This is a genomic window from Phyllobacterium sp. OV277 (genome assembly GCF_900104355.1).
GTDB lineage: Bacteria > Pseudomonadota > Alphaproteobacteria > Rhizobiales > Rhizobiaceae > Phyllobacterium.
Window position 1 is genome coordinate 125,707 of the sequence record NZ_FNIY01000002.1, and the last position, 24,311, is coordinate 150,017.

Sequence of the window (24,311 nt, forward strand, 5' to 3'; positions counted from 1 at the left end):
GGCTTTGGCACCAGCTTCTGTCGAGAATCTCCGTCTGTCCAGTTGTAAATCGCCTAATCAGTCACGCAGCAATTCGTTGATCGACGTTTTGGAGCGGGTCTTCTCATCGACACGCTTGACGATGACGGCACAATAAAGGCTCGGGCCGGGTTCATTGTTCGGGAAAGGCTTGCCCGGCAAAGTCCCTGCAACAACAACGGAATAGGGTGGAACTTCGCCGTAGAAAATCTCGCCGGTGGCGCGATCAACGATCTTTGTCGACTTGCCGATGAACACACCCATGCCGAGAACCGCGCCTTCGCGCACGATGCAGCCTTCCACAACTTCCGAGCGTGCACCGATGAAGCAATTGTCTTCGATAATCGTCGGGCCAGCCTGCATCGGCTCCAGAACGCCGCCGATGCCGACACCGCCGGAAAGGTGCACATGCTTGCCGATCTGCGCGCAGGAGCCAACCGTTGCCCATGTATCGACCATGGTGCCCTCGCCGACGTAAGCGCCAAGATTGACGAAGGAAGGCATCAGGATCGCGCCGGGAGCAATATAGGCAGAGCGGCGAACAATGGCGTTTGGCACGGTGCGGAAGCCTGCCTTGCTGAACTCGGTCGCGCCCCAGCCTTCAAACTTTGAGGGAACCTTGTCCCACCACGGCGCGCCACCCGGACCACCTTCAACAATCCCCATATGATTGAGACGGAAGGAGAGAAGCACTGCCTTTTTCAGCCACTGATTGACCGTCCATGCACCATCAGCCTGCCGTTCAGCAACACGGACCTCGCCGCTATCGAGAAGCAGCAAAGAGGTTTCCACAGCATCGCGTATTTCGCCGCGTGTTTCAGTGTTTACGGCATCGCGGTCATCGAAGGCCTTGTTGATGGTCTTCTCAAGGCTGGCCAGATCGGGCTTGGACATTTTCGGGTCACTCCATTGCACGGGCGGTTAAGGCTGATGTAAGGCCTAGTAAGATAACTCTGTGAGAGGGTCAATCGCAGCGTCACAATGTTGGACGACGAATAGGATTTAATGTCTGTAAGCGTCACTTGCGTCCGCAGAAGGAGAATAACAATTGAATACCGATGAAAAAAACGGCTGGACGCCATTTTCCCACTCCACAGAAGCCGTAAGACGGGTAGAAACTGCTCCCGAGACCCCGCAAACACAGTCAGACACCTATCGTCTTGCCTTTGCCGATCCTGAATTCATGACACGCCGCGATCTGCGCGCCGTGCGATTGCAGCTTGAATTGCTGAAGCCGGAAATGGCGCTGACCGAACGGGGTATCCGTTCGACAGTCGTGCTTTTTGGCGGCGCGCGTATTCCGGAACCGGGCGGTGAAGCATGGGCCGCGAAGAACGAGGTGCAAAAGAAAAACCTTGAAGCCAATTCGCGCTACTATGCCGAAGCACGCAAATTTGCCCAGCTCTGCTCGGTTTATTCTTCAACCACATATAATCGCGAGTTTGTTGTCGTCACTGGCGGCGGCCCCGGCGTGATGGAAGCTGGCAATCGGGGTGCGGCGGATGTCGGCGCGCCGACCATTGGCCTCAACATCGTCCTGCCGCACGAACAGGCGCCGAATGAATATGTGACGCCTGAACTCTGCTTCAATTTTCACTATTTCGCGATCCGGAAGATGCATTTCCTGATGCGTGCCAAGGCGCTGGCGATTTTCCCCGGCGGCTTCGGCACCATGGACGAGACGTTCGAAACACTGACGCTCATTCAGACCGGTCGTATGGAACGGATTCCCGTTCTTCTGTTTGGTCGTTCGTTCTGGGAAAAGGCTATCAATTTCGAGTTTCTGGCTGAGCAGGGCGTTATTTCACCATCGGATCGCGAGCTGATCACCTTTGTCGATGATGCCGACGAAGCATGGGGCGTCATCAAGACGTTCTACGAACTGGCCTGATCGTCGGGTTCATCCTTGCCACGCGGCGGATGAACCCACGTCACCAGCACAACTGATATGATCATCAGCAGGTACCACGAGCCGAGCTTGGCGAAAGATACCAGCGCCCAGCCGTCGGCTTGCGAGGGGTAAATCCAGGCCCTTGACCATGTTCCGATGTTTTCAGCGGCCCAGATGAACAATGCGACCAGAAAGAATGCCACGAGCAGCGGCATTTTGTGGCGGAATCGGAAAACACGGTAATACATCGTCGTACGCCAGAACAGGACAGCGGTTGCAGCAAACAATACGATCCGGATATCCGGCAAAAAGTGATGCGCGAAAAAATTCGCGTAGATAGCGATTGCCAGTACCAGCGTCAGGGCAAATGGCGGGTAACGTTCGAGGCGGATGTCAAAAATGCGGTTGATACGCGCCATATAGGACCCAACGGCAGCATACATGAAGCCGGAGAATAACGGGACGCCGCCAATCCGGAAGAAATTGGCTTCCGGGTAAATCCACGAACCGGCATGGGTCTTGAAGATTTCCATGATTGTCCCGACGATGTGAAAAATCAGGATAACCTTGGCTTCGCTCCATGTTTCCAGTTTGAACACCAGCATGGAAAGCTGGATGATCAAAGCCGAAAGAAACAGAAAATCATAACGCGTTATCGGGCTGTGTTCAGGCCAATGGAATCGCGTGAGCATGATGATGGCGAGCATCACGCCGCCAAACAGGCACGCCCAAGCCTGTTTGATACCAAAAACCAGAAACTCGACAAGGCCGCCACAGATACCCGATTGCGGCAAACGGGCAAGGACCCGGTGCGCCGCCGCATCGATAGCCGCCTCGGCCGATGTAAACCGCTTCAAGCAGGAATTTCCGTGCGAACCTGCCCCGGTTGGATGGCGTTCAGGAACGATGCCAGATCATCAGTCACGTAATCAACGTGATCGGTATAATCAGGATCGCTCTCCCATATCTCGGAGAATGTCGGCTCGAAATTATGCGGGACGATCAGCACGGTTTTCATGCCCAGCGCCTTGGGTTCGACCAGATTGCGCGCAAGATCTTCAAACATGGCGCTGCTGTTGGCGTCGATCTCATGCAGATCGAGAAATCGATCATAGGCCTGACGCGCCGGCTTGGGCATGAGTTCCGCAGCGACGATATCAAAAATATCGTCAAACTGATCGAGAATACCAAGCTGGCGTGCTGTCCGTTCGGCGTGGCCGCGATCGCCATTGGTGAAAATGAATTTACGTCCCGGCAGATGCTTGATCGCCATGGCCAAAGCCGGATCCGGAACCAGCCATGAATAGTCGATATCGTGGACCTTCTGCAGAAAATCATCCGGGTCGATGTCGTAGCGATCCATCAAGCCCTTCAACGTGGTCCCGTAATCCTTGTAGAATTGCTTCTGAATCTGGCGCGCATCCGTATGGGAGAGTTGCAGAAGATTGGCGATATAGCCTGTCATCTTCACATCAATCTGCGAGAACAGATTGGAGTGATGCGGATAGAGCGTATTATCCAGATCAAAGATCCAGTCCGTTATATGGGCAAAATTCAGTGGATCAGGATGTTTTGTCATTCACAACTCGTCGTTTCGGAAACCATAAAGCAGAAGACAGGCATTCTGTTGCCATATCGACTCAATAGACGAAAAAAGACTGAACTACGACCATTTTTAAATTTTCTACTAACAGCAGCGTCATCAATCCAGCATAGTACTGACGAAGCGGTGTTAGGGTCGAAATGTTCAGAATTTTCTACAAATGCGCATTGGTCACAATTATTGCGATTGTCTGTTCTTTCACCGGAAGCATCATGTCTGCTTTCGGCATGCACAACAAAATGGGATTTGTCATCGCCGCGATTTGCCCGCTTGTTATCGCGCCGCCAATCTCGTTTAAGGTTTTCCAGCAATCGGAGCGATTGCGCATCACCCTCATCCATCTGGGCGAGGTTATGCAGCGGCTTGAAGAGTCCAATGCGCGATTGCTGGAGAAAGCCTCACGCGACAGCATGACGGGGCTCCTCAACCGCGAAGCATTCTTCACGCATGTCGATACGATGCGCATGCAGGTGCCGGGATCATTGCTGATTATTGACGCCGATCATTTCAAGAAGATCAATGATCAGCACGGCCATTATAATGGTGACGGTGCGCTGACGGCCATCGCCCATTGCATTTCACGCACTGTCAGCGAAAACGACAGCATAGGCCGTATCGGCGGCGAGGAATTTGCGGTGTTTCTCGCATCGGATCGCGAGAATGAGGTGCGGGCGGTCGCCGAGGCGATCCGTGCGGAAGTCGCCCGTCTCGATTTCAGGACGCCGGAGAATGAACGGGTGCCGCTCAGTGTCAGTATTGGCGGAGTAATCGACCTGTCAGACGAAACGATCGCCGATCATTTTCAGACCGCCGATCGCAGACTTTATGAGGCCAAGCGCAATGGCCGCAATTGCGTCATCATCAAACCGGTGATGAAATCAGCAGCTTAAATAGCCGAGGGATCCAGCGCCGTACTGTCTTTCCATCGTGCAACAAGACTGGCCATATCGGCTTTTTCAAAGCCATCACGCAGCGCGGCAAAGCTTGGGAGAACGAAATACGCACGCTGGAATTTGTCGATTTCATAGCTGGTCCGCATGACCGTTTCGAGATTGAAAGGAACATGGTGGGCATCGGGGCTTTCGACCGAATATTGCAGCTCGCTGAAGGATGACATCAACCCGGCACCAAACGCCTTCAGTTCTGCACCCTCTTCCTGCATCAGGCCGAATTCGGCAGTGTACCAGTAGAGCCGGGCGACCATCTGTTCACCGCCAAGGCGGACCGCAGCGCCACCCTTTTCACCGTAAAGCTGCATAAAATCAGCAAACACTGGTTGGCTGAGAATTGGAACATGGCCGAAGAAATCATGGAACATGTCAGGTTCGACAATGTAGTCGAGTTCTTTTTTGCTGCGCAGCCAATTGGTCACCGGAAAACGGCGATTGGCGAGGTGATCAAAAAACGGTTCATTCGGGATGAGGCCGGGAACAGCCACGATTTCCCAACCGGTCAGCTTGCGCAGCCTTTCGCTCACATCATGAAAATCAGGGATACGATCAAGAAGACCCAGAGCATCAACACCATCGAGATAGCTGTGATGAGCAAGCCGTGAGGTCAGCTTGGTCTGGCGGTCGCAAAGGGTACGCCACACGCCCTGATCTTCCACCGAATAATCATATTGCTGCTCAACCGTAAAATCCGGCTGGCAGGCATGATAGTCGCCGCGCAATCCCTGAGCGGCGCATTCGCGGGCATAGGCCTCAACACTGATGGTCATGAATTCCTCCTCGATTCCCATTCTCAAACAAAGAATATGTCGGGAAAACGAGTGAATTTGACCTTATTGTCTCAATGTAGCATCCTGTTGAGAGAAATATATAATCTTACGGAGAAGAATGAGTGACATCTCCTCGATTTGACGAATTTGAAGTGAAGATGCTGCAAGTTCTGCGCGATAATGGCCGGGTGCCGATTACCGATCTTGCCCAGACCATCGGACTTTCCGCCACGCCCTGTGGACGGCGTTTCGACGCATTGCAGGAAACCGGTGTTATCAAAGGCTTCGCCGCTGTTATCGACCGGCGATCCATCGGGTTAATGGTCGAGGTGTTCGTTCAGGTGCGGCTTACGTCCCATAGTGACGATTCGCCGGAGCGATTCATCACTGAAATCCAGCGAATGGATGAGGTGTCATCCTGCTGGACAATGACCGGCGAGCACGACTTTCTGTTGCATGTCATGGTGCCAACCGTCGATGATCTCAACGATTTCGTCATGCACAGACTGATGCGCCTCAAGGGTGTGCGCGATGTACACACCCAGCTTGTGCTGCAAAATATCAAGGGGCCGGGCAAGATACCGCTCGACCACCTGAAACGCTGATCAGGGAACGATGAGTGTTCCGGCACCACGCTCGGTGAAAAGCTCCAGCAGAACCGAATGGGGTGTTTTGCCGTTGAGGATTACCACACCTTCGACACCGCGATTGATCGCATCAATGCAGGTTTCGACTTTGGGGATCATACCGCCCGAAATCGTTCCGTCCTTGATCAGCGCGCGCGCCTGACCAACGGAGAGTTCCTTGATCAGCTTCTTGTCCTTGTCGAGCACACCGGGAACATCGGTCAGGAACAACAGGCGCGAGGCGGCCAGAGCGCCGGCAATGGCGCCAGCAAACGTATCGGCATTGATATTATAGGTATGTCCATCGCGACCCGGTGCAACCGGAGCAATGACCGGGATCATCTCGGAGCGGGCCAGTAAATCGAGCAATGTACGATCCACCTCAACCGGCTCACCGACAAAACCGAGATCGACGATCTTTTCGATATTGGAATCCGGATCGATAATCGTCTTCTTGGCCTTTTCGGCAAAGACCATATTGCCGTCCTTGCCGCACAGGCCAATCGCCCATTCACCCTCGGCATTGATCAGGGCAACAATTTCCTTATTGATCGAACCGGCCAGAACCATCTCGACAATCTCGAGTGTCTTTGCGTCGGTGACACGCAGGCCACCTTCGAATTTGGACTCGATACCCATGCGCGCCAGCATCGATGCAATCTGCGGGCCGCCGCCATGCACGACAATCGGATTGATACCGGACTGCTTTAAAAGAGCGATATCGCGGGCAAAGGCCTTACCCAGCGTGGCATCGCCCATGGCATGACCGCCATATTTCACAACGACGGTCTTGTTTTCATACCGCTGCATATAGGGAAGAGCGGCGGATAGAAGGCTTGCCTGAATTTCTGCGGTGTGCTCAGTCTCGGACATGTGGGAAGCAAGCTCCAGCTTGAAAAGGACGGGGGTTCATAACCCTAAAGACGATCATGGGCAAACATGATTTAGGGTTGGCGGGAACGTTTTTGCATGCGGCCCATTGACAGATGAACCTTTGCACCGATTTAACTTCGTTAATCAAAGAGTTGGAAACGTCTACCGCATGACACCCGAGGGCATATCGGAACTGATTTCGCGAGTCGCTCTGCGCGACCGTGCGGCGTTCGATGTGCTTTACAGCTCAACAAGTGCGAAACTATTCGGCGTATGCCTGCGTATCTTGGGCAATCGCTCGGAAGCAGAGGACGCATTACAGGATATCTACGTCAAGATCTGGAACAAGGCAGACCGGTTTGCAGTCTCTGATACCAGCCCTATTTCATGGTTGGTGGCCATTGCCCGCAATCACTCGATTGACGTGCTGCGTGCGCGCAAACCCGCTGCAGCCGAACTGGAAAAAGCCGTGGGTGTTGCTGAACCATCGCCCAATCCCGAACAGTCTGCAATTGCATCGGGTGAGACAAAGCGCATCAATGAATGTCTCGACCAGTTGGACACTGACCGGGCATCGGCGGTGCGGGGTGCCTATCTGAACGGCGAAAGTTACGACCTTCTGGCGATACGCCATAGAGTACCACTGAATACAATGCGGACATGGCTACGCCGCAGCCTGATGAAACTGAAGGAATGTCTGGAACGATGAGCACGATACCACCCGATGACACAATGCCCGAAGGCGACGATTTCGTCGCTGCCGAGTATGTGCTGGGCGTGCTCCCGGAACAGGAGCGGCGCGACGCTGTCCGCCGTATTGAAAATGACCCTGAATTTGCCCGCCTTGTTGCCAATTGGCAGCGCCAGTTCGATCCGCTGAACGAGCAGTTCCAGCCGGTCACAGCGCCCAATTACCTGAAAGGTCAGGTCGACCAGCGTCTGTTCGGCATCGATTCCGGGCGGGTCGCAACGGGCGCTTCATTCTGGAATAGCCTGGCCTTCTGGCGGACGGTCGCCGTTGCGGCACTTGCCCTTGTTATATTCAACGTCAGTCGAGAGTACGTCCAACGTCAGGCGGGCTCTGCGCCCTCGCAACTGATTGCTTCCATGGCAAGCGACACCGGTCCGCTGCGAAGCGTGGCAATCTTTGACGACAAGTCGAGAAAGCTGAAAGTGACCCTTGTTGCCGGAGAAATCCCGCAAGGCAAATCGCTCGAACTCTGGCTGATCGCCGGAAAAGACGCTCCGGTCTCGCTTGGTGTACTGAAGTCGCCCAAGATAACCGAGTTTGCGGTATCGACCCCTGTCGCGGCTAAATTGCGTGATGGCACAACGCTGGCCATCTCCGTTGAACCCGTCGGCGGCTCGCCGAGCGGTGCGCCCACCGGTGCAGTTGTGGCCGCAGGCTCGGTGAGCAGCATTTAGAAAACCGAGCGGTTTATTCTTCGAGAAGAAGCGCTATTGCGGCGCGCAGTTCATCCAGACCTGCACCCTTTTCCGATGATGTGGCCAAAATGGTCGGGTAGGCGGCTGCGCGCTTTTTGATGGCCTGTGCGGTTTCTTCCATGAGACGCGCAACACCGGCAGGCTTGATCTTGTCGATCTTGGTCAGGACGATCTGATAGGACACCGCGGCGCGATCCAGAAGGTCTAGCACCTCGGCATCATTTTTCTTTACACCGTGGCGTGCATCGATAAGCAGGTACACACGCTTCAACGTGGTACGGCCGCGCAGATAATCGAAAACAAGGCGCGTCCATGCGTCGACCTGTTCTTTCGGCGCTTCGGCAAAACCATATCCCGGCATATCGACTACCGCGAGTGGCGGCAGGTCACCATTTTCGCCCGAATGGCCATCCGGCACAAAATAGTTCAGCTCCTGCGTACGCCCCGGCGTGTTGGACGTGCGTGCAAGGCCCTTCTGGCCAATGATCGCATTGATCAGCGATGACTTGCCGACATTGGAGCGACCGGCAAACGCGATTTCGATGGGCCCTTCCGGCGGTAGGAACTTCATGGCAGGAACACCGCGAATGAAAACCCAGCCCTGCGCAAAGAGCATCCGGCCCTTTTCGATCAGCCTGTTCGTATTGTCGTTGGTTTCACTCACGTTCTTTTCCGTCCGTTCACTGGGCAGCCATATGCCACCTGCATTCAATGTTATCGCCGCCTTGTCAACTGAACGAGATTGTTCAACGACAAATGAAAAGCCCCCGGTATGAGCGGGGGCTTTTGGAATTCCGGGTTAACCCGCCTATTCGGCGGGCTTCGGTTTCTTCTTGAAGAGCCCTGCGAGATTGCCCCACAGTTCGATCTTCGCACCCTGCCGCTTCATGATGATACCCTGCTGGGTGATCGACAGGAAGTTGTTCCATGCCCAGTAGATCACCAGACCCGCCGGGAAACTGGACAGCATGAACGTGAAGATCAGCGGCATCCAGTTGAAGATCATTGCCTGCGTTGGATCTGGCGGTGTCGGGTTCATGCGCATCTGCAGGAACATCGTCACGCCCATGATCAATGGCCAGACGCCGATCATCAGGAATGCCGGAACCGTCCATGGAATGAGGCCAAACAGGTTGAACACGGATGTTGGATCGGGCGCAGCCAAATCCTGAATCCAGCCAAAGAACGGCGCGTGGCGCATTTCAATGGTCACGTACAGAACCTTATACAGCGCGAAGAAAACCGGAATCTGGATGACGATCGGCCAGCAACCGGCGATCGGATTGATCTTCTCGGTCTTGTAAAGCTCCATCATGGCCTGCTGCTGCTTGACCTTGTCATCCGCATATTTCTCACGGATTTCAGTCATCTTCGGCTGAACCATCTTCATGCGTGCCATCGAAGCATAGGACTTGTTGGCCAGCGGGAAGAACAGCGCCTTGAGCAGAACGGTAACAACAAGGATGGCGACACCGAAGTTGCCGATAGCCTTGTAGAGCCAGTCGATGAGATAGAACATCGGCTCGGTGATGAAATAGAACCAGCCCCAGTCGATCAGGTTCTTGAACAATGGAATATGCAGATTGTTCATGTAGCCATTGATCTTGCCAACTTCCTTGGCACCGGCAAAGACGAGGTTCTCGATCGTTGTGGACTGACCGGGTTCAATTGTTGTCGGGTCAGACAGATAATCGCTCTGATACTGCGGGCGGCCATTGTCGAAATAGGACATGCGGGCCTTGAACGGCTTTGACTGTGCCGGAACGAGAGCGGCAGCCCAATATTTGTCCGTAATGCCGATCCAGCCGCCAGTGTCCGTCTTCTCCGGAGCGACTTCTTTTTCTTTCTCGATCGCCGCGAATTTGTACTCGACCAGCTTTCCGGCGATCACGCCGATTGGGCCTTCGTGCAACACATAGGTGCTGGCATGCAAAGGCTTGTAGAAGCGTGTGACACGGCCATAGGAGGCCAACGACACCGGAGCTGACGTTCCATTCGTCACGGCATCCTTGACGGTAAACATATAGTTGTCGTCAACGCTGAACGTGCGCTTGAAAGTCAGGCCTTTTTCATTGGTAAAGGCCAGGGTAACCGGGGTGGATGGGGTCAACTTGCTGTTGCCGTCAACAGTCCAGACGGTTGTCGGACCGGGTACAGTTCCTGTGGTGTCGTTACCGGTGAACCCGATCTCAACAAATTGCCCGTCCGCCATCTGCGAAGGGCTCAACAGCTGAATGGTCGGTGAATTGTTGTCGACAGTCTCGTGATACTGCTTGAGCTGCAGGTCATCGAGACGCGCGCCGGTCAGGCTGATGGAACCGCTGAGGCTCGGTGTGTCAATGACAACGCGCGAAGTCTGTCCGAGAACCGCAGCGCGGCTCAGGGAACCCGGCTGTGTGGCATCCGGCGTCTGCCCCGGAATATTCGCACCCGGCGCTGCTGGTGTCGTACCCGGCAGATTGTTGGCGGTTGTTCCGGCCGCTGGCGTTGGCTGTGCCGCTGTTTTAGCTGCCTGAGCCTGCCGCGAGGCTTCAACCTGTGCCTGCTGGCGCTCGGCCTCGATCTTGGGGCCCATATAGAACACCTGCCAAAGTCCCAGAATAACGACGGACAAAGCAATGGTGATAAAGAAATTACGATTGGTTTCCATTATCGGGTCCTGTTGGGCCGGTCATGTCTTGGAGAAACGCCGGTTTGGTATTTTTTGGAAACCCGTTTCGAGAGTTCCCGGGATAAGTCCGCAAACGGCGCATCAAGCGCGTCACGGCGAGCAACGATCACATAGTCGGTTCCGGGGGCCATGTCACCTGCAACTTTGACGCGTACAGCCTCTCTCAGGCGGCGCTTGATGCGATTGCGGACAACGGCATTTCCGTTCTTTTTTGTGACTGTAAAACCAACACGCGGCGGACCTTCCCGGTCTTCACGCTGCTTGACTTCGAGCAGGAAAAAGCCACCACGGCGTTTTTCTCCGGCCCGAACAGCCAAAAACTCCGCTCTCTTGCGAAGGCGGAGTGGTTTTTGATCATTCATTCCTGCAATGCCAACGTTGGCCAACCGCGCAAACCTGCGCGGAATGCCTTATGCCGACAACCGCTTGCGACCGCGAGCACGACGTGCTGCGATAACCTTGCGGCCGCCTGCAGTAGCCATACGGGCGCGAAACCCGTGACGACGTGCGCGGACAAGTTTGGATGGCTGATAAGTACGCTTCATTTGTTTAATACCGCGGTGTGCGGCCCTTCTTGTGGTCTGTTCTTTGACAGGAGCATATCAGGACCGCCATTAGCGCATAAAAATACGCCGCCGGGGCGGTCAACCCGGACGTGCGCGGCTTATAGAGGCATGATGGTGATAAGTCAATTCATACAAGAAGATTCACAAATAGGCAAAAATCAGGAAGTGATTTATTGTACCGTCGCAACGTTTGACCTACATCGGGCGTTGATGGAGCAAATATGGCGGTAACGCAACAGGAAGAGCAACGGGCGCGCGTGCAAATGCAGGCGGGGCGGCGTTTGCCTGTTCTCAAACGGCTTTCGGGTAAGCTGTTGCGTCTGACGCTGCTTTTCGGCTTTCTGGCCGGAGTCATGATTTTCGTTCCCATCATGGCCGATATGCGGATGCGCTGGCTTTCGGACCGCCTGAATACGGTCGCTGCCGCCAGCGTCGTGCTCGCTGCAAGCGATGGCAAGGACATCCCCCAGAGCGTGCAGAACGACGTGCTTCTCGCCACGGGCACCAAGGCGATTGCCTTGCGTGAAATGGGGGCTTCGCGCTTGCTTGCGGTTTCGGAAATGCCATCCAAGGTCGACCGGCATATCGACATGACCGTGACTGACCCATGGACAACGCTGCGCGACGCATTCGACACTATTATCAATGGTGGTAACCGCATCATCCTTGTCTACGGCCCTGTTGGAGACACAGGAAAAGTCATCGAGCTGATCACATCGGACGCGCCCTTGCGCAATGCGATGCTGCGCTACGCCCGCAATGTCGCGCTTATCTCGATGTTCATTTCGGCTATTACCGCCGGTCTCGTCTTTCTTGCCATCAGCCATCTGCTTATCCGGCCGATACAGCGCATGAGCGCCAACATGCTGGCTTTCGCCCAGCAGCCTGATGATCCGCAGAGGGTTATCCAGCCCGACAATCGCGAAGACGAACTTGGTATTGCGCAGCGCGAACTCGCCGACATGCAGCTGCGGTTGCAACGCACGCTTTCCGAGCAAAAGCACCTTGCCGACCTTGGTCTTGCCGTTTCCAAGATCAACCACGACATGCGCAATATTCTGGCATCCGCCCAACTGATGTCCGATCACCTTGCCAATGCCAGCGATCCGGCCATTCAGCGCATGGTGCCGAAGCTTGTTCGGACGATTGATCGCGCCATCAATTATTCGCAGACCGTGCTTGCCTATGGCGGAACACAGGAACCACCGCCGCAGCGGCGGCGCGTTAAACTTCACACTATCGTCGGTGATGTGGAAGAGATGCTGAATCTTGATGCGAAGTCGGGAATTGAATTCAAGAACCTTGTTCCTGAAAATTTCGAAATCGACGCCGATCCGGATCAATTCTTCCGCGTGATTTCCAATCTCTGCCGCAATTCGGTTCAGGCAATGAGCGGCGATACGGGTAGCGGTACCTCAATTATCAAACGGCTGACAATTACGGCGGGGCAAATTGGCACCACCTCCATCATCAGCATTGAGGATACCGGTCCGGGGCTCCCGCCCAAGGCCCGCGAGAATCTGTTCACAGCCTTCAAGGGTTCGGCGCGCTCGGGCGGCACGGGCCTCGGCCTTGCCATCGTCCACGAGCTGGTGCGCGCCCATGGCGGCACAATTGAACTGCGCGGCGGTGAAGGCGCCGGAACCGGTTTTGAAATCCGTATTCCGGATCAGCCGGTTTCTCTTGCCGAATGGCGCTCGCGCCGGGATTCAATATCGTGATATGACACTCACAAATGAGTGATTATCTTCCTGCCTATTGGCCCCAGATATTCTTTGTTCTTTCTATCGTCCTTGGCGTTCCCGCCGCGGTCCATGCGACCATGACGAAGGAAGAAGTGCGCGCGGCCATTGGTTGGGTCGGCGTTATCATTCTCTCGCCGGTGATCGGTGCAGTTATTTATGCAGTAGCCGGTATCAACCGGATCAGGCGCTCCTCCATCAGTTCGCAGCGCGCCTTCCTGCACGAAATCGGTCAGGACCATCTCATGCGCTTTGATGCAAATGAGAAGAACGTGCTTGATCATTTCGAAAAGCGCTTTGCGGCGATGAAAACGCTGGGAGACCGCGTGAGCCGCTGCCGCCTGACAACCGGCAACAACATCACCATGCTGCAAAGTGGTGATGACGCCTACCGCTCGATGCTGGAGCACATCAACAATGCCAAACGCAGCATCCTCGTTGAAACCTACATCTTTGACCGGGACAAGATCGGCCTGCGATTGGCCGATGCCCTGATTGCCGCCGTTAAACGCGGTGTCGAGGTCCGGGTTCTCATCGATGCAGTCGGCGCCCGCTACTCAATCCCGAGCATTGTTGGTTATCTGAAAAAGAACGGCGTGCGTACCGATGTGTTCAACGGCAACATCATTATCGGTCTGCGCCTGCCCTATGCGAATCTTCGAACCCACCGCAAGATCCTGATTGTCGACGGGACCACGGCCTTCACAGGTGGCATGAATATTCGTGCCGGGTTTTCCGCGGAAATCGTCGGGGAAGACAATGCGCGCGATACACATTTCAGCCTGACCGGGCCGATTGTCACCGACCTCTTCCACATCGCTTCGGAAGACTGGCGCTTCACCACAGGCGAACAATTGGCTGGCGAGCCATGGCTGATTACCTCGCCCGATACGCATGCGGGCGATCCTGTGTTCATCCGCGCGGTGCCATCGGGACCCGACAGAAGTGTGGAAGCCAATCACCGTATGCTGATGGGCGCGTTTTCTGTGGCGCAAAGCCATATCCGCATCATGTCACCCTATTTCCTGCCTGACCGCGAATTGATCAGCGCACTAGTAACGGCGGCAAGGCGCGGTGTGGAAGTCGATATTGTTATTCCCGCGGTCAACAATTTGAAACTCGTCGACCGCGCCATGACCGCGCAATTCGACCAGATATTGAATAGTCACTGCCGTATCTGGCGCGCCAGCGGCAATTTCAATCATTCCAAGCTGCTGGCGATCGATGGTCAGTGGGCCTATGTGGGTTCGTCCAATCTCGACCCGCGCTCGCTGCGCCTCAATTTCGAGGTCGATCTTGAAATCATGAATGCAGAATTTGCCACCAAAGTGGAAGCGCTCGTTGATACCGCCATGCAATCGGCAAAACCGGTTCTGCTGCAAAGCCTGCGCGCCCGCTCATTCTGGGTGCGGCTGCTTGACCGGATTATCTGGCTAGGCTCGCCCTATCTCTGATTTCGACTGTTTCAGCCAAGGCGCCTTTGAGATCGACATAGGCCTTGATCGGCAGATGATCGGAGGCAACACGGGCAAGCGGCGTGTCATGCACTTCGATGCCGGTAACCAGACTGTGCGGATGGCCAAGTACCCGGTCCAGCGCCAGAACCGGAAAGCGCGAGGGGAAACTCGGCACGGCATTTTTCATCGGATCAAACACTGGATGCAGGAAATGCAGCGACGAGCCCTTGCCAACGCGCCATTCATTCAAATCACCAAGCAACAGCGTTGGGCGTGACGGATCGGCATGGACGGCGTTCAGAATAGCTTCCGATTGCTGCATGCGCGAATGGCGTAAAAGCCCGAGATGCGCAGCGATGATGCGCAATGGTCCGGCTTCAAGATCAAGATCAACGACAAGCGCACCGCGTGGCTCAAGTCCCGGAAGCTTCAACTGCTGTACGCGCCGCACAACACCTTCTCGGAAGAGCAGCAGATTGCCGTGCCAGCCATGCCCCTTGGGGTAAAGCGAGGCAACGCGAACCGGCACGAGATTGTTCTCGCGTTCAAGCCTGTCGAGATCGAGAAGGCCAGAGCGTTCACCAAAGCGTTTGTCTGCTTCCTGAACAGCGACTACATCCGCACCAAGCTCGCCGATGACATGCGCGATGCGATCCGGATCAAATTTCTTGTCGATGCCAACGCATTTATGGACATTGTAGGACGCGATGACGGTGTCATTTCGCACGACCTTGGTCACGCCTGTCGGGCGTTTGTTGCGGTTCTTCACCGCTGCGAGGATGCTGGCTGAGACACTGGGTCTTGTGTGCCGCATTGGCTTCTTGCTGTCCATCTATAAGAGATATGTCGGGAATGATGGAATGGCAAGCAAATGCAGCGACCCCATCATCAGGACAGGCTTCATTCCTACTCCTAATTGCTAATTTCTTTAGAAATCGAATGTTGATACATAGTCTCTGGTCATAGTGACTGACATGAGAGTATGAACAAACGTCTTGAACGAATGCGCCAAAACCCGAAAGCTGATTGGCGCATCGAGGACATTGCGGCGATCTGCAAGGAATTCGAACTGCAATGCGAAAAACCGCGATCCGGGAGTTCCCATTATAAAATCTCTCACTCGTCGCAACATACGATTTTGACTGTGCCTTTTAATAGACCCATCAAGCCTGTATATATACGAAAGCTCATTGAGTTCATTGAAGCCGTCAGAGATGCAACATGACCTATTATGACTACCCAGTCGTTGTTTCTCCGCTGTCACCAGACGATGGAGGCGGATTCGTTGCGTATGTTCCCGATCTTCCCGGTTGCATGAGCGATGGAAACACGCCGGAGGAAGCAGTTCATAATGCCCACGATGCCATCGCGGCATGGCTTGAGGCTGCGAGCGATCATGGCCTGACAATTCCTCTGCCGTCACAAAAGTTCGCTAGGGACGCAAAAGTTTGCTAGGGCATAATAGTCCCTGACAGCTTCCGCCGGTCAAACCCGGTTTCCGACAAAATGCGCCAGCTGCGCACCGACCTCGTAATAGCCTTCGCGCAGAGTACGCAGACCTTCTTCCCGTGGCTTAGTGACCGGCAAGGGCAAATCCGCATCAGATAGCTTTCCAACAATATGTTCGGCCAATACCCGGCCAAACACTGTTCCCGGAGCAATGCCCCGGCCATTATAACCACTGAAACTGATGATCTTCGGCGCAAGCGTGTGGAAACGCGGCAGGTTGTCATTGGTCATGCCGATTTGGCCATACCAGCCCGCTTCAAAGGTGACATCCTTGATTTGCGGAAACAGCTTGCGGATGGAGCGTGCGGCCCATGCCTTGTGAACGGCCATCCCCGTGCCGCGCAGCGCACCGACGCTGCCGAACACAAGGCGGCCGCGCTGGTCCATACGGAAAGAGCTTAATATATCCTTGGTATCCCAGCCGCCCTGCCTTTCAGAGAGAACAGTGTTGCGCACCTCTTCGGGAAGCGGTGTCGTGGCAAAATTGAAATAGGGCAGATGCAGGATTTCGGCTCGTAGTTCCGGCCAGGGTGATGTCGTATAGGCGTTGGTCGCCACGACAACCCATTCAGCAGAAACCTTGCCGGTTGGTGTGTTGACGATCCAGCGGTCGCCGGAACGTGTCGTGGATGACACAGGTGTTCCCGTATAAATAGCAACGCCTGCAGCAATGGCCGCAGTCGCAAGGCCGCGCACATAGGCGAGCGGCTGAATCGTACCGGCGCGATTGTCGAGCAATGAGGCGGCATAAGCCGTCGAGCCAACTTTTTGCGCCGTTTCTTCAGCACCGAGCAAGCGCACAGCTGCGCCGCGTGCCTGCCATTGCTCCGCCCGCTGTTCCAGCTGCTTCACGCCGCCTTTGCCCACCGCGCAGTGCAATGTACCGTTGCGTTCAAGCTCACAGGCGATCTTGTGTTTATCGACAAGATTGAACACCGATTGCGGCGCATTGCCGAGCAATTCCAGCAGGCGTTCGCCATGTACCTGCCCCAGCACCTCAGGCAAATCATTGGGCATCACCCACATGCCGGCATTGACCAGACCGACATTGCGACCCGACCCGCCAAAGCCGATTTCGACAGCATCAAGAACGGCAACTTTCGTGCCGGTTTCTGCCAGATGCAACGCCGCAGACAGACCGGTGAAACCGGCCCCGATGACAGCGACATCAACGGATATATCCCCGCGCAACTTTTCCATCGCAGGGGCTGGCGGCGCCGTCTTTTCCCAGAGGCCGTGGGAGCGTTCATCATTCAGCATGGGGTCACCGTCAGGTCGGTCCGGAATTACCGGCAATCTTGCAAAGACTCGAAGTCAATTCTGCTTATAAGCCGCGTTTTTGGCAACGGAAGTGAAATTCCTCGAACAGGTGATGCGAGAAATGAATGATCTTGGTTTATTGCCGTTCGCTGACCTGATCGGCGATCCAGGCAAAGAAGCTTTGCGCCATGGGATTCTCTTTCTTGTGGTCCGGCACCACAAGATAATAGCTGTTCTCCGTCATCAACGGCTGATCAAACAACACCTGCAAACGGCCGGATGCCAACTCATGCTCAATCAGATAACGCGGCACGAGCGCAAATCCCAATCCCGCCAGCGCAGCTTCAATCACCATGGAGAAATGTTCAAAACGATGCCCCTTATAGGGGCTGACCACGTCCGCCTGTACCGATTCAAACCAGTCCGCCCAGGCTTTTGGCCGTGTCGACAGATGCAGGAGTGGCGCCGCGTTCGCAAGCTGTGCCGGTGTGGCCACCGGATTGGCCGCCAACAGCTCCGGGCTGCCGACAGGGACGATCATTTCACTGCAAAGATAAGTGCATGTGGCATGGGCCCAAACCGGTTGGCCATAATGGATCGCCAGATCAAACGGTTCTTCTTCAAAATCAAAGGGCTGCGAACGCGAAGCCACGCTCAGCGCCATATCAGGATAGAGCCGCAGGAAATCCGGCAGGCGTGGCATGAGCCAGCGACTGCCGAACGTCGGCAAGGTCGCAATGCTCAACGATGACGCTGACTGTGACGCCGCCATTGCGCGCAGCATCGTTTCTTCGGTGAGCCCAAGGAGCCGGCGCACCTCGGGCAAGAATTTTTGCCCGGCATCGGAGAGAACCACCCTTTGCCTGATGCGCTCAAAGAGCAGTACGCCGATCTGGCTTTCAAGCTCGCTCATCTGGCGGCTGACCGCGCTCTGGGTCAGGTTCAGCTCCTTGGCGGCCTGCGTGAAGCTGCCATGGCGGGCGGCGCACTCGAAGGTTTGCAGGATATCAATGTCCGGGATCAGGCGGCGGCTCAACTTCATTCTTATCTCGCATCAACCCAGTTCAAATCATCGCAATCTTTGGCGATATCACCCCTCTATAATCCAGATTGAGCATGACAGCGATAGTTTTCGCCGTCGCAGCAACAACACGGAATGAGACACGATGAAATCAGGCACGTTTACGTCAACTGACGTGATCAGGGCGTCCTTTTCGGCCGCCATGTCATCCATGTACCGGACCGAGGTTCCAGCCTATGGCACGCTGATGTCGCTGGTTGCCGAGGTGAACAGCAAAACGCTCGCAGCATCACCTGACCTGAAAGATCAGTTGCAGGAAACCGATACGCTCGACCGTATTTCGGAAGAACGCCATGGCGCGATCCGCGTCGGCACTCCGGAAGAACTCTCCATGCTGCGCCGGGTCTTTGCCGTTATGGGCATGTATCCCGTTGGCTATTATGATTTGAGCGAAGCTGGTGTTCCCGTTCATTCCACCGCTTTTCGTCCCGTGGGCGATGCTGCGCTGAAGATCAATCCGTTCCGGGTTTTCACATCTCTGCTGCGCCTCAACCTGATTGGCGATGCGGGTTTGCGCAAAAAGGCGCGCGCTGTCCTTGCCGCTCGCCAGATTTTCACTGACAAGGCAATTGCTCTTGTCGAAAAAGCCGAAGCACAAGGCGGCCTTGATGCCGAGGATGCCGAAACCTTCGTGGGTGAAATTCTTGAGACATTCCGCTGGCATGACCGGGCAAACGTTAGTGGTGCGCTTTACCAGCGCCTGCATGATGCCCACCGGCTGATTGCCGACGTGGTTTCGTTCAAAGGACCGCACATCAACCATCTGACACCGCGCACACTTGATATTGATGCGGTACAGGAGATGATGCCCGAGCATGGCATTTCGCCCAAGGCTGTTATTGAAGGTCCGCCCACCCGCGCCTGCCCTATCCTTCTGCGCCAGACATCCTTCAAGGCGCTGGAAGAAAATGTATCTTTCCAAAACACGGATGGTACGTGGGAAACCGGCTCGCACACTGCACGCTTTGGCGAGATCGAGCAACGCGGCGTTGCGTTGACACCCAAAGGCCGGGCGCTCTATGACAAGCTGTTGAATGATACCCGCAAGATCATTCGGCCGGCTGCCGACGGGTCCAATGCAAAAGCCTATATCGCCGCCCTGTCCGACACGTTCAAAGCATTCCCTGATAATTGGGCTGATATTCGACGCGAGGGTCTCGGCTATTTCCGCTATTCCGTGGTCGAGAGTTTTACCGGTCGCGTGCCCTCACGCGGCGCATCGGATATCCAAGCGTTGATCGCGCTTGGAGCCGTGCGGTTTGATCCCATCGTCTACGAGGATTTTCTCCCCGTCAGCGCGGCAGGTATTTTCCAGTCGAACCTTGGTGATGAAGCCAGTCAGAAATTTGTCGCCAGCCCCAGCCAGCGCGAATTTGAAAATGATCTCGGCACAGCCGTTCTTGACGAGTTTGCCCATTATGCCGGGCTTGAACAAAGCTCCATCGAACAATGCCTGCAAGCACTGCGCCCCGCAGCACTTGCAAGTTGAACGCTCATTTGACCTTATGGCGGCCTCTCCGGCAAAAGTCCGGCTCTCGCCGCACGGTCAGACAAAAGATATGTAAAGGGAAGTCAAAATGACGATTGCTCAAGACGTAAAAACGCTCCTCGGAAAGCTTGGCGTAGCAGAGGCTGCCTATACTGGCGGCCAGATGGCTTCCTACAGCCCGGTTACTGGCGAAAAGATCGCCGATATCGCTGTTCATTCAGCTGCTGACACCGCAAAAGCGATTGAACAGGCTGACGCTGCATTCCGCGAATGGCGCCTTGTTCCTGCACCAAAGCGCGGTGAACTTGTTCGCCTGTTTGGTGAAGAATTGCGCGCCCTGAAGACGGAACTTGGACGCCTCGTCTCGATTGAAGCCGGTAAAATTCCGTCCGAAGGCCTCGGCGAAGTGCAGGAAATGATCGATATCTGCGATTTCGCAGTCGGCCTTTCCCGTCAGCTTTACGGCCTGACGATTGCAACCGAGCGCCCCGGGCACCGCATGATGGAAACCTGGCATCCCCTCGGCGTCGTCGGCGTCATTTCCGCCTTCAACTTCCCCGTCGCCGTCTGGGCTTGGAACACGACCCTCGCCCTTGTTTGCGGCGATGCTGTTGTCTGGAAGCCATCGGAGAAGACCCCACTGACGGCCCTTGCCTGTCAGGCAATCTTTGACCGCGCCGTTGCCCGCTTTGGCGATGTGCCTGCTGGTCTGACCAAGACATTGATGGGCGACCGGACAATCGGCGAAGCTCTGGTGGATCATCCAAAAGTCGCGCTCGTTTCGGCAACCGGTTCGACCCGTATGGGCCGTGAAGTTGGTCCGCGCCTTGCAAAACGTTTTGCGCGTTCAATCCTTGAACTTGGCGGCAACAATGCCGGCATCGTCTGCCCGTCTGCTGATCTCGACATGGCCCTGCGCGCCATTGCTTTCGGTGCCATGGGAACCGCGGGTCAGCGTTGCACCACTCTGCGCCGTCTCTTCGTGCATGAAAGCGTTTACGACACGCTCGTTCCACGCCTGAAGAAGGCCTATGAAAGCGTTTCCGTCGGTAGCCCGATCGAGACATCGGCTCTCGTCGGCCCATTGATCGACAAGGCAGCCTTCGACAATATGCAGAAATCCGTGAAGGAAGCTGTTGCCCATGGCGGCAAGCTGACCGGCGGTGCGCGGATCGATACTGCACACCCGAATGCCTATTACGTGCGCCCTGCTCTCGTTGAAATGCCCGAGCAGGCCGGTCCTGTGACGGAAGAGACCTTTGCGCCCATCCTTTACGTGATGAAGTACAATGATTTCGACAAGGCGATTGCCGATCACAACGCTGTTGGTGCGGGGCTGTCCTCCTCCATCTTCACCCTCGACCTGCAGGAAGCAGAACGCTTCCTCAGCGCCGACGGCTCGGACTGCGGCATTGCCAACGTCAATATTGGCACATCAGGCGCTGAAATCGGCGGCGCATTTGGCGGCGAAAAGGAAACCGGCGGCGGGCGTGAATCCGGCTCGGATGCGTGGAAAGCCTATATGCGCCGTGCAACCAACACGGTGAATTATTCCAAGGCGCTGCCTTTGGCGCAGGGTGTATCCTTCGACATCGATTGATACCCTGACCACTTCAATTGAAGCCCTCGGTCTCTGCGAACCGGGGGCTTTTTATTGCCCTGGATGTAGCGCCAACTCAAAGATAATTACAATTTTATACTTCGCTGAGTTCCTATCTATTCAGTTTTCTTAAAGCCCTCTGTGAATTGTTTCATTTTTGTTTACTTCGTTCTCATCATCACCGTTCCAAATCACTTCAAACTCACGAATAAAATACTTCTTAAGTCTGGTTTAAGACAAAGAAACACAGTGTCGTTGAAGAAAAGAATACGGGACAGGGAACAAAAATATGCTGACAGTATACAATTGTATCGTCAATGAGCATGATGTCAGACTTGTTTTTCTTGCTGCAGCTATCTGTATCTTTTCTTGCCTGACGGCGGTGGACCTTCTCAGGCATGCGCGTTACTCAGCCCAACGCACAGTCTGGCTTTGCGTTTCTGCCGCCTCCTGTGGTTTCGGCATCTGGGCCACGCATTTTATTGCCATGATGGCTTTTTCGCCGGGCCTGCCTAACGGCTATGATGGTTTGTTGACTGTCCTGTCATTGTTCATCGCTATTCTTGTGACCGGCTTTGGTTCGTTCATTGCGCTAACAGCCAAATGGAAAAATGCTGACCTTGCCGGTGGAGCCATTATCGGCGCGGGCATTGCGGCCATGCATTTCACCGGCATGTCCGCCTTCGAAGTGGAAGGCAGGATCGCCTGGGACCCGATATTCGTTGCTGCAGCTTTTGGCGTTGGCATTGTCCTTGGTGCTTTTGCTATCCGGCTTGCGCTGTCGCAAGCCGAAGACAAGACCCGCCATGCGGCTGCCGGGTTGCTGACCCTTGCAATCTGCGGTCACCATTTCATCGCCATGAGTGCTGTGTCCATCACGCCGGATTCTTCGATCTTCGTTCCCGAGAATGCCATTCCTGCCAATTTTGTGGCCGTAACGGTGGCATTGGTAAGCACACTGATTCTTGTTGGCAGTTCCATCGCCCTGACCATCGACGTTCGCAATCGGCGATACAGACTTGAATTGCGGCGCATGCACAAACTGGTCAATGCAGCGGTTGAAGGACTGGTCATCTGCGACGGTGAGATCATTGTGACTGCCAATGAGAGCTTTTGTGCCCTGACTGACACTGATGATTCCAGGCTCGCGGGCAGTTCCATCGCGGCCTTTCTGCCCGACACCCGATTGCGTTCAAAACTTCTGAGCGATCAGAACGAATTGATCGAAGCTGATCTTATGACAGAGAATGGCGGAACCATTCCGGTCGAACTGATAGCTCATACCATCGATTTCAATGGCAAATGGCACAGGGCTGTCGCAGTTCGCGATTTGCGTTCACGCAAGGAGGCTGAAGCCCATATCAACTATCTGGCGCACCACGATGCGCTGACCGGCCTGCCCAACCGCCGTAATTTCAACGCTCGTCTGGATCAGCTGATTGCCGCTTCAATGGGCGGCGATGAAACCTATCTGGCCCTGTTCTGCCTCGATCTCGATCGGTTCAAGGAGGTCAATGATCTCTTTGGTCATGCAGCCGGCGACAATATCCTGCAGCGCGTTTCAAGTGCCATCACCAAGCTGCTCGGCAAGGATGAAATGCTGGCGCGGCTGGGTGGCGACGAATTTGCCGTTATCGTGCCGGGCCTCGTCACACCGACAGCCGCAAGCCGGTTAGCCGACAAGATTCTGGAAGCACTCCAGTCCGAAAACCTGAACTCACCCATTGGTTTCCTGATTTCAACCAGTATCGGCATTGCGATCTTTCCTGTCGATGCGGGAGACCGCGAGACATTGCTCAATCAGGCTGACACTGCTCTTTATCAGGCCAAGGCAGAGGGCCGGAATACCTATCGCTTCTTTGAAGCCAAAATGGGAGCGGAGGCGAGAGAACGCCGCATGATCGAACATGACCTGCGCAACGCTCTGCCGCGCAATGAACTCCGGCTGGTCTATCAACCGCAAATGCGAATGGATACGGGTGCCGTCACCGGCTTTGAAGCACTGATGCGCTGGCACAACCCGCGCCAGGGCAATATTTCGCCGACGATCTTTATTCCAATCGCAGAAGAAAGCGGCGTGATCCTGCAGCTCGGCGAATGGGCCTTGCGTGAAGCATGCCGGGAAGCGGCAAGTTGGGAAAAGCCATTATCCGTGGCGGTCAATGTTTCTGCCGTGCAGCTTTACAGCCACGATTTCCCGCAGCGCGTACACCACGCCTTGCTGCATACGGGTTTGCAGCCGCATCGCCTCGAACTTGAAATCACCGAGACTGCCCTCATCAAGGATACAAATCGCGCCCTGACCACGCTGCGGCAGTTAAAAGCATTGGGCGTGCGCATCGCCATGGATGATTTCGGTACCGGCTATTCTTCGCTGTCGAATATCCGCGCCTTCCCTTTCGACATGATCAAGATCGACCGCTCCTTCATCAAATCCGTGGACAAAAACGAGCAGGCCGCCGCCATCGTCAAGGCCGTGCTCGGTCTTGGCCGGGGTCTCGGCATGCCTGTCCTTGCAGAAGGCATTGAAACGCCAGATGAGCTGGAATTTTTGATGGGCGAATCATGCAGCGCGGGACAAGGTTTCTATCTGGGTATGCCAAGCCCAATGGAAGATTTTCGTCACCTCACCAGCGACGACGTCCAGGCGACAGCCAAGAAGCTCGTTGCGCTTTGACACAAATGGATGCGGCTCCTTTGCCAGGCCGCATCCATAACCTTTACTGCGCGGAAATACAGGTTTATTCATTTCATTCAGA

General features: G+C 55.0%; 23 protein-coding genes. 11 read left to right on the forward strand and 12 right to left on the reverse strand.

Going from position 1 to position 24,311, the window contains the following annotated elements; genetic code table 11:
- Positions 1-57: 57 nt before the first annotated feature.
- The gene (dapD, locus tag BLU05_RS06530) at positions 58-912 is read right to left on the reverse strand and encodes a 2,3,4,5-tetrahydropyridine-2,6-dicarboxylate N-succinyltransferase (protein ID WP_091878709.1); all 855 of its coding nucleotides are present in this window, start codon (positions 910-912) and stop codon (positions 58-60) included.
- Between the two features lie 154 nt (positions 913-1,066).
- Here dapD and BLU05_RS06535 point away from each other — a divergent pair, with 154 nt between their 5' ends.
- On the forward strand, positions 1,067-1,909 hold the full coding sequence (locus tag BLU05_RS06535) for an LOG family protein (protein WP_091878710.1): 843 nt from the start codon (positions 1,067-1,069) through the stop codon (positions 1,907-1,909).
- Here BLU05_RS06535 and BLU05_RS06540 read toward each other — a convergent pair.
- Entirely contained in the window at positions 1,894-2,766 is an 873-nt protein-coding gene (locus BLU05_RS06540; RefSeq protein ID WP_091878712.1) for a DUF817 domain-containing protein, read from the reverse strand. The two genes, BLU05_RS06535 and BLU05_RS06540, sit on opposite strands and share 16 nt — an antisense overlap.
- A complete protein-coding gene (locus BLU05_RS06545) occupies positions 2,763-3,488 on the reverse strand; it encodes a pyrimidine 5'-nucleotidase (protein WP_091878713.1) in 726 nt (241 codons plus the stop codon). The genes BLU05_RS06540 and BLU05_RS06545 overlap by 4 nt, the downstream gene beginning before the upstream one ends.
- A gap of 236 nt (positions 3,489-3,724) precedes the next feature.
- Between BLU05_RS06545 and BLU05_RS06550 the strand changes: the two genes are divergently transcribed.
- On the forward strand, positions 3,725-4,402 hold the full coding sequence (locus tag BLU05_RS06550) for a GGDEF domain-containing protein (protein WP_175540539.1): 678 nt from the start codon (positions 3,725-3,727) through the stop codon (positions 4,400-4,402).
- Here the strand turns inward: BLU05_RS06550 and phhA are convergent.
- The gene (phhA, locus tag BLU05_RS06555; RefSeq protein WP_091880116.1) at positions 4,399-5,232 is read right to left on the reverse strand and encodes a phenylalanine 4-monooxygenase; all 834 of its coding nucleotides are present in this window, start codon (positions 5,230-5,232) and stop codon (positions 4,399-4,401) included. The genes BLU05_RS06550 and phhA overlap by 4 nt on opposite strands.
- 122 nt (positions 5,233-5,354) lie before the next feature.
- Between phhA and BLU05_RS06560 the strand changes: the two genes are divergently transcribed.
- Positions 5,355-5,837 (forward strand): Lrp/AsnC family transcriptional regulator, encoded by a 483-nt coding sequence (locus BLU05_RS06560; RefSeq protein ID WP_091878716.1) that lies wholly within the window; start codon positions 5,355-5,357, stop codon positions 5,835-5,837.
- Here the strand turns inward: BLU05_RS06560 and argB are convergent, their stop codons facing one another.
- Positions 5,838-6,731 carry an acetylglutamate kinase gene (argB, locus tag BLU05_RS06565; RefSeq protein WP_091878718.1) on the reverse strand — a complete coding sequence of 298 codons (894 nt, stop codon included), beginning with the start codon at positions 6,729-6,731 and terminating at the stop codon, positions 5,838-5,840. It lies immediately after the preceding gene.
- Between the two features lie 169 nt (positions 6,732-6,900).
- On the opposite strand from argB, the gene BLU05_RS06570 reads away from it, so the two are divergent.
- Entirely contained in the window at positions 6,901-7,440 is a 540-nt protein-coding gene (locus tag BLU05_RS06570) for a sigma-70 family RNA polymerase sigma factor (RefSeq protein ID WP_091878719.1), read from the forward strand.
- The gene (locus tag BLU05_RS06575) at positions 7,437-8,156 is read left to right on the forward strand and encodes an anti-sigma factor (RefSeq protein ID WP_175540540.1); all 720 of its coding nucleotides are present in this window, start codon (positions 7,437-7,439) and stop codon (positions 8,154-8,156) included. Before BLU05_RS06570 ends, BLU05_RS06575 begins: the two co-directional genes overlap by 4 nt.
- A gap of 13 nt (positions 8,157-8,169) precedes the next feature.
- Here the strand turns inward: BLU05_RS06575 and yihA are convergent, their stop codons facing one another.
- The 4 genes from yihA to rpmH all read right to left on the reverse strand — a co-directional run bounded on the left by yihA (position 8,170) and on the right by rpmH (position 11,393).
- Positions 8,170-8,793, reverse strand: a complete 624-nt coding sequence (gene yihA, locus BLU05_RS06580) for a ribosome biogenesis GTP-binding protein YihA/YsxC (protein WP_244518291.1) — start codon at positions 8,791-8,793, stop codon at positions 8,170-8,172.
- 192 nt (positions 8,794-8,985) lie between these two features.
- Entirely contained in the window at positions 8,986-10,827 is a 1,842-nt protein-coding gene (gene yidC, locus BLU05_RS06585; protein WP_091878722.1) for a membrane protein insertase YidC, read from the reverse strand.
- Positions 10,827-11,210 carry a ribonuclease P protein component gene (rnpA, locus tag BLU05_RS06590; RefSeq protein ID WP_091880119.1) on the reverse strand — a complete coding sequence of 128 codons (384 nt, stop codon included), beginning with the start codon at positions 11,208-11,210 and terminating at the stop codon, positions 10,827-10,829. Before rnpA ends, yidC begins: the two co-directional genes overlap by 1 nt.
- Before the next feature lie 48 nt (positions 11,211-11,258).
- Positions 11,259-11,393 carry a 50S ribosomal protein L34 gene (gene rpmH / locus BLU05_RS06595; protein WP_040853797.1) on the reverse strand — a complete coding sequence of 45 codons (135 nt, stop codon included), beginning with the start codon at positions 11,391-11,393 and terminating at the stop codon, positions 11,259-11,261.
- Between the two features lie 284 nt (positions 11,394-11,677).
- On the opposite strand from rpmH, the gene BLU05_RS06600 reads away from it, so the two are divergent.
- Both BLU05_RS06600 and BLU05_RS06605 read left to right on the forward strand, forming a co-directional pair.
- Positions 11,678-13,135, forward strand: a complete 1,458-nt coding sequence (locus BLU05_RS06600) for an ATP-binding protein (protein ID WP_244518293.1) — start codon at positions 11,678-11,680, stop codon at positions 13,133-13,135.
- 14 nt (positions 13,136-13,149) lie between these two features.
- Positions 13,150-14,610, forward strand: coding sequence for a phospholipase D-like domain-containing protein (locus BLU05_RS06605; protein WP_091878725.1), 1,461 nt, complete (start codon positions 13,150-13,152; stop codon positions 14,608-14,610).
- Here BLU05_RS06605 and BLU05_RS06610 read toward each other — a convergent pair.
- The gene (locus tag BLU05_RS06610; protein ID WP_091878727.1) at positions 14,582-15,427 is read right to left on the reverse strand and encodes an endonuclease/exonuclease/phosphatase family protein; all 846 of its coding nucleotides are present in this window, start codon (positions 15,425-15,427) and stop codon (positions 14,582-14,584) included. The genes BLU05_RS06605 and BLU05_RS06610 overlap by 29 nt on opposite strands.
- A 407-nt stretch (positions 15,428-15,834) precedes the next feature.
- Here BLU05_RS06610 and BLU05_RS06620 point away from each other — a divergent pair, with 407 nt between their 5' ends.
- Entirely contained in the window at positions 15,835-16,068 is a 234-nt protein-coding gene (locus tag BLU05_RS06620; RefSeq protein ID WP_091878729.1) for a type II toxin-antitoxin system HicB family antitoxin, read from the forward strand.
- Positions 16,069-16,098: 30 nt separating this feature from the next.
- Here BLU05_RS06620 and BLU05_RS06625 read toward each other — a convergent pair whose 3' ends face one another.
- Both BLU05_RS06625 and BLU05_RS06630 read right to left on the reverse strand, forming a co-directional pair.
- Positions 16,099-17,382 (reverse strand): NAD(P)/FAD-dependent oxidoreductase, encoded by a 1,284-nt coding sequence (locus tag BLU05_RS06625; protein WP_091880120.1) that lies wholly within the window; start codon positions 17,380-17,382, stop codon positions 16,099-16,101.
- Positions 17,383-17,518: 136 nt separating this feature from the next.
- Positions 17,519-18,424: a LysR family transcriptional regulator gene (locus BLU05_RS06630; protein WP_091878731.1), complete on the reverse strand. Its 906-nt coding sequence runs from the start codon at positions 18,422-18,424 to the stop codon at positions 17,519-17,521.
- Between the two features lie 124 nt (positions 18,425-18,548).
- Between BLU05_RS06630 and BLU05_RS06635 the strand changes: the two genes are divergently transcribed.
- The 3 genes from BLU05_RS06635 (at position 18,549) to BLU05_RS06645 (ending at position 24,229) form a co-directional block, all read left to right on the forward strand.
- The gene (locus tag BLU05_RS06635) at positions 18,549-19,952 is read left to right on the forward strand and encodes a 2-oxoadipate dioxygenase/decarboxylase HglS (RefSeq protein WP_091878733.1); all 1,404 of its coding nucleotides are present in this window, start codon (positions 18,549-18,551) and stop codon (positions 19,950-19,952) included.
- A gap of 88 nt (positions 19,953-20,040) precedes the next feature.
- Positions 20,041-21,552 (forward strand): L-piperidine-6-carboxylate dehydrogenase, encoded by a 1,512-nt coding sequence (locus tag BLU05_RS06640; protein ID WP_091878734.1) that lies wholly within the window; start codon positions 20,041-20,043, stop codon positions 21,550-21,552.
- 289 nt (positions 21,553-21,841) lie between these two features.
- The gene (locus tag BLU05_RS06645; RefSeq protein ID WP_091878736.1) at positions 21,842-24,229 is read left to right on the forward strand and encodes a bifunctional diguanylate cyclase/phosphodiesterase; all 2,388 of its coding nucleotides are present in this window, start codon (positions 21,842-21,844) and stop codon (positions 24,227-24,229) included.
- The last annotated feature ends 82 nt before the right edge of the window (positions 24,230-24,311 follow it).